Below are 5,149 nucleotides of genomic sequence, written 5' to 3'. Positions count from 1 at the left end.
GGTGGCACGGTCCATCAGCCGCTTCGGCTCGATCACCTCACGCTCGATGTCCTGCTGCGTCAGCACCTGGCGGGCGGGGGCGTGCGAGGCGGTGTGCGGGGTGACCACATGGCCGCGCCGGTGCAGGTCGGCTATCTCCGCCCAGTTCATGGCGAGACGCTCACCGCGCGGGTTCTCGGACACGAGCTTGATCCGGTGCGCGAGGGCGTAGTCGTACTGCGCCTCGACCGGGGTGTCCACGAAGGCGGTACAGACGAAGAACCACCCGATCACCCCGGCCTCCTCGCAGGCAGCCGCGGCGACGTCGTAGTTGTCCCGGTAGCCCTCGTAGAAGACGGGCAGCAGCCCGGGACGCGGCTTGTGCCACACGCCGGTGCGCGCGAACTGCTCGAGGTCGGCGACATCGACGGTCTCGAAATCCGCCTTGTAGCCCCGCAGTTCGGCGACCAGCTCGTCCTTCCAACTGGCCGGGGTGTTGTGGTAGTTCACCACGCGCAGGAAGTGACCCGCGCGCAGGTCGGCCTCGGTGTCGTCCGCGCTGATGCCGGGCTCGCACGACAGCGGCCGGTGTGCGTCGGGGGCCTGGCCGGCCGGGATCGGTGCTCGGGGCGAAACGCGGCCGGGCCCGAGTCCTGTGTAGGCGAGGGATTGCAGCGTGCGCACCACCGTCTCTTCTTCCGTGTCCGCGCGGAGCTGGTCGCGGAACTCGGAGAAGCTTTCGGCGAGTTCTAGATCGGCGGGCTGTGCGGGCGTACGGGGTGGATGGCCGGCCTCGGGGTGCGGATCGCCGGAGGGCGGCGCGGAACGCAGGGAGACGAACATCGGCACGCCCCGGCGTCCTGCCACGAGGCGCAGGCTGGCCTCCAGAGCCTCGTGCGGGGTGAGCGCGGAGAGGTGGTGCGACATGACGGATCCTCAATGCCTAGATCAACGGACCCTGTCACTGTGCTGGTTCGCGCGAGCTGCGGCAATAACGCGCAGATGTTGACTGAAATTGCTCACTTGAGGGTGTGGGGAGACGCGCCGGTCTCCGGCAACGCCGGGATCCGTCCGGCCCGGTATCCGCCTGACCGTCTGCGTTACTCGCGGACCTGCTCCTTCACCGCGGGAAGCAACTCACCGCTGTCCGCGTCCCCTGCGCCGAGTCCCGCCAGCAGGCGCAGCCCGTCCGCGGCCGGGCTGCCGGCGGCCGCGGACAGCACGAGCAGCTCCATGCCCGGCTCGTCGGGCAGCGCGAAGTTCTCCTGGTGCAACTCAAGGAGTCCGACCAGCGGATGCCGGTACACCTTGCGACCGTGCGTGCGCGCACGCACGTCCGCGCGGGCCCAGAGACGGCGGAAGCGTTCGCTGCCCATCGCCAGCTCGCCGATGAGCGAGGCCAGGCGCGGGTCTTCGGGATACTTGCCGGCGGCCAGGCGCAGGTGTCCGACGACGTCGAGGGTGCAGCTCTCCCATTCCGCGTACAGGCCGCGCTCGGACTCATCGAGGAAGATGTGCCGGGCGGTGTTCAGGCCCGGCAGCGGCCGGCCGAAGAGGAGTCCGGCGAGGCGGTTGCCGGCGAGCACGTCAAGGCGATGATTCATGATCAGCGCGGGTGCGTCGGTGACCAGGTCGAGGACGCGCAGGACCTCCGGCCTGACCCGCCCGCCCGGCGCCTTCGCGCGCCGGCGGCGCTGGCGGGCGAGCCGGGAGAGATGCTCTCGTTCGGTCTCGTCCAGGCCGAGGACGCGGGCGAGCGCGTCGAGGACCTGTTCGGAGGGCTGGGTCGCGCGGCCCTGTTCCAGGCGCACGTAGTAATCGACGCTGACTCCGGACAGGTGTGCGACCTCTTCGCGGCGCAGCCCTTCGACCCGGCGGCGGCTGTCGGCGGGGATGCCGACGGCCTTCGGGTCGACCCGGGAACGCCGGGTCCGCAGGAAGCTCGCGAGATCGTCCATGGCTCCCAGTATGGCTTCGGCGGGACACGCGAGGGTGGTACTGCCGTTACCAGGAAGACCGGTCCGACGGAAGCGGCGCCCCTGAACACCGGGCGGCGCGGTGCCCAGAATCAACGGCATCCGATCCGAAGGAGTTCTGATGAAGACGCTGATCGTCCACGCCCACCCGGAGCCGAAGTCGCTCAACAGCTCGCTGAAGGACCTCGCGGTATCCACTTTGGAGAACGCGGGGCACGAGGTACGGGTGAGCGATCTGTACGCGATGCACTGGAAGGCGGTCGCGGACGCAGCCGACTACGGCCCGCACGCCTCGAGTCCGCTGGAAGTGGCGCGGGACTCGGGCCGGGCCTTCGACGCCGGGGCGCTCACACCGGATGTCCGCGGCGAGCAGGAGAAGCTGCTGTGGGCCGACACGATCATCTTCCAGTTCCCGCTGTGGTGGTACTCGATGCCGGCGATCCTCAAGGGCTGGGTGGACCGGGTGTTCACCTTCCACTTCGCGTACGGCGTCGGTGAGCACAGCGACACGAAGTACGGCGAGCGCTTCGGCGAAGGGACGCTCGCGGGCCGCAGGGCGCTGCTGTCGGTGACCGCGGGCGGCCCGGAGTCGCACTATGCCGCCCGCGGGATCAACGGCCCCATCGACGATCTGCTGTTCCCGATCCAGCACGGCATCCTTTATTACCCCGGCATCGAGGTGCTGCCGCCGTTCGTGCTGTACGGCAGCGACCGGATGACTCACGAGGAGTACCCGGACGCTGCCAAGGCCTGGGTGCAGCGGCTGCTCACCCTGGAGACGACCGAGCCGATCGCCTTCCGGCAGCAGAACTTCGGTGACTACGAGATTCCCTCGCTGCACCTGAAGGAGGGACTGGAGCCTGCGGGCCGCACAGGTTTCGGGCTGCACACGCGGGGCTGACCGCAGGGTTGGTTGCAAGCCTCCCTCAGCTGCGGCGGTGCAGTTCGATGGCCAGTGGTGTGGCGGTGAACATCGAGGAGTACGTGCCCACCACGAGGCCGATGAGCAGGGCCAGCGCGAAGTCGGTGAGGGAATCCCCGCCGAGTACGGCCAGCGCGGTGAGGATGAAGGCGGCGCCCATGCCGGTGTTGACGGTGCGGGGCAGGGTCTGCAGGAGCGCCTGGTCGGCGACGCGGGCGAAGGGCTTCTTGCGGTCGCCGCGGGCCAGTTCCCTGATCCGGTCGAAGACGACGACGGAGTCGTTGACGGAGTAGCCGATGACGGTGAGCAGCGCGGCCAGGAAGACGCCGTCGACGGGCTTGCCGAGCCAGGCGAAGATGCCGACGAGGATCACGACGTCGTGGGCGAGGGCGGCGACCGCGGAGGTTCCGAGGAGCCAGCGGAAGCGTGCCGCGAGATAGACGAGCTGGGCGCCGAGGGCGACGCCGAGGGCGATGAGGGCGCCTTGGCGCAGTTCCTTGCCGAGGCTGGGTCCGATGGCTTCGTCGCGGATCTTGTCGGTTTGGTGGGCCAGGTCGCTGATGGTGTCGGTGATGGTCGCCGCCTGCGCGTTGCTCAACTGGTGGGTGCGGACGGTGAGCTGGTTCTCGCCGGAGGTCTGGACGACGGCCCGGGGGAATCCGGCGTCGGTGAGCGCGGCGCGGGCCCGGTCGGCGTCGACGGGCGTGTCGGTGGTGTATTCGATGAGGCGGCCACCGGTGAATTCGACACCGAAGTCGAGGCCGCGCACGGCGATACCGGAGGCAGCCGCGACAAGGGCGACCGCCGAGGCGGCCAGCCACCGGCGCGGGTGTCGCATCAGGCTCGGATTGCGGCGGCTGAGACGGTCGCGGACGGTTCCGGTGTGGGCGATGCCCGTGAGGCGGGGGCGGCGGCGCAGAGCGGGGCGGGAGACGGCGTAGTCGGCGAGGGCGCGGGTGATGACCAGGGCGCTGACCATGGAGGCGAGGACGCCGATGCCCAGCGTGACGCCGAACCCGCGCACGGGGCCGGAGGCGAGGAGGAACAGCAGGCCGGCGGCGATGAGGGTGGTGATGTTGGAGTCGGCGATCGCGCTGAAGGCTCTGCGGAATCCGGCGGTCACGGATGAGCGCGGGGTGGGGCGATGACGCGTGGCGTACTCCTCGCGGGCGCGTTCGAAGACGAGCACGTTGGCGTCGACGGCCATGCCGATGGCCAGGACGAACCCGGCGAGTCCCGGCAGGGTGAGGGTGGCGCCGATGGCTGCGAGGGCGGCGTAGGAGATGAGGCCGTAGCAAGCCAGGGCCACGGCGGCGAGCGCGCCCATGATCCGGTAGACGGCGATGATGAACAGCGAGGTCAGCGCGGTGCCGATGGCGGCGGCCCAGGCGCTGGCCGTGATGGCCTCCGCCCCCAGGGTGGGGCCGACGGTGCGCTGCTCGACGGTTTCGACCGGCACCGGGAGAGCACCGCCGTTGACGAGCAGAGCCAGTTCCTTGGCTTCGCTGTCGTCGAAGCTTCCGGTGATCTGGGTGGAGCCGCCGCTGATGCCGGAGCGGCAGGCGACCGACGGATCGACCTGCGGCGAAGAGATGATCTTGTCGTCGAGGACGATGGCGACTCTGCGGGCCGGATCCCCGGCCGCATGACAGGCGGCCTCGCCGGTCAGCCGGGCCCAGCCGTCCTTGCCCGAGCCCTTGAAGTCGACGGTGACGTGCCAGCCGCCACCACCCTGCTGATCGAGACGGGCGGCTGCCTTCTCGACGTCCTTGCCGGTCAGCGACGCGGCCTGAAGGCGCAGAGGCTGCCCGGACGCATCGCTCAGCACCTGTTCGCGGGGCCGTTCGGGCAGCGGTTCGGACTTGTCGTCGCCGTTGGCTGCCGCGCCGAGCACCTGGTGGAAGGTGAGCTGGGCGGTGCGGCCGAGCACATCGGCCGCCTCTCGCGGATCCTGCAGACCGGGCAGTTCGACGACGATCCGGTCGTTGCCGGAGCGGGCGATGGTGGGTTCGGCGACACCGAGCGCGTCGATACGGCCGCGCAGCACCTCCATGGTGCGGTCCGTCGCCTCATCATCGGCATCGCCGTCGCCAATGGGACGGGTTTCAAGGACGATCTGGGTGCCGCCGCGCAGATCGAGCCCGAGATGGACAGGGACGGTAAGCGCGACATACAGGGACAGAGCAACAGCGGCGAGGGCGATCAGCCCTCTGATGCGCGTGGATCGGTGCACAGCAGGCCTCCGGCAGGCACACCGCGGCCAGGACAGTGA

At 70.0% G+C, this 5,149-nt stretch carries 4 protein-coding genes; 1 reads left to right on the top strand and 3 read right to left on the bottom strand.

Annotation, left to right across the window (positions count from 1 at the left end; translation table 11 throughout):
• On the bottom strand, positions 1-906 hold a 906-nt coding region (locus tag ACQKIP_RS39060), incomplete at its 3' end, for a hypothetical protein (RefSeq protein WP_427745237.1).
• 173 nt (positions 907-1,079) lie between these two features.
• Complete coding sequence (locus tag ACQKIP_RS39055) at positions 1,080-1,937, bottom strand: helix-turn-helix transcriptional regulator (protein ID WP_365853825.1); 858 nt, start codon at positions 1,935-1,937, stop codon at positions 1,080-1,082.
• Positions 1,938-2,076: 139 nt separating this feature from the next.
• Between ACQKIP_RS39055 and ACQKIP_RS39050 the strand changes: the two genes are divergently transcribed.
• Positions 2,077-2,856: an NAD(P)H-dependent oxidoreductase gene (locus tag ACQKIP_RS39050; protein ID WP_365853823.1), complete on the top strand. Its 780-nt coding sequence runs from the start codon at positions 2,077-2,079 to the stop codon at positions 2,854-2,856.
• Positions 2,857-2,881: 25 nt separating this feature from the next.
• On the opposite strand, the gene secD is transcribed toward ACQKIP_RS39050, so the two are convergent.
• Positions 2,882-5,110 carry a protein translocase subunit SecD gene (gene secD / locus ACQKIP_RS39045; protein WP_365853820.1) on the bottom strand — a complete coding sequence of 743 codons (2,229 nt, stop codon included), beginning with the start codon at positions 5,108-5,110 and terminating at the stop codon, positions 2,882-2,884.
• Positions 5,111-5,149: the final 39 nt, after the last annotated feature.

The organism is Streptomyces sp. NPDC059900 (assembly GCF_050270335.1).
Lineage (GTDB): Bacteria > Actinomycetota > Actinomycetes > Streptomycetales > Streptomycetaceae > Streptomyces.
The sequence above is the reverse complement of the archived record's forward strand: the minus strand, read 5'-3'. Positions and strand labels throughout refer to the sequence as shown.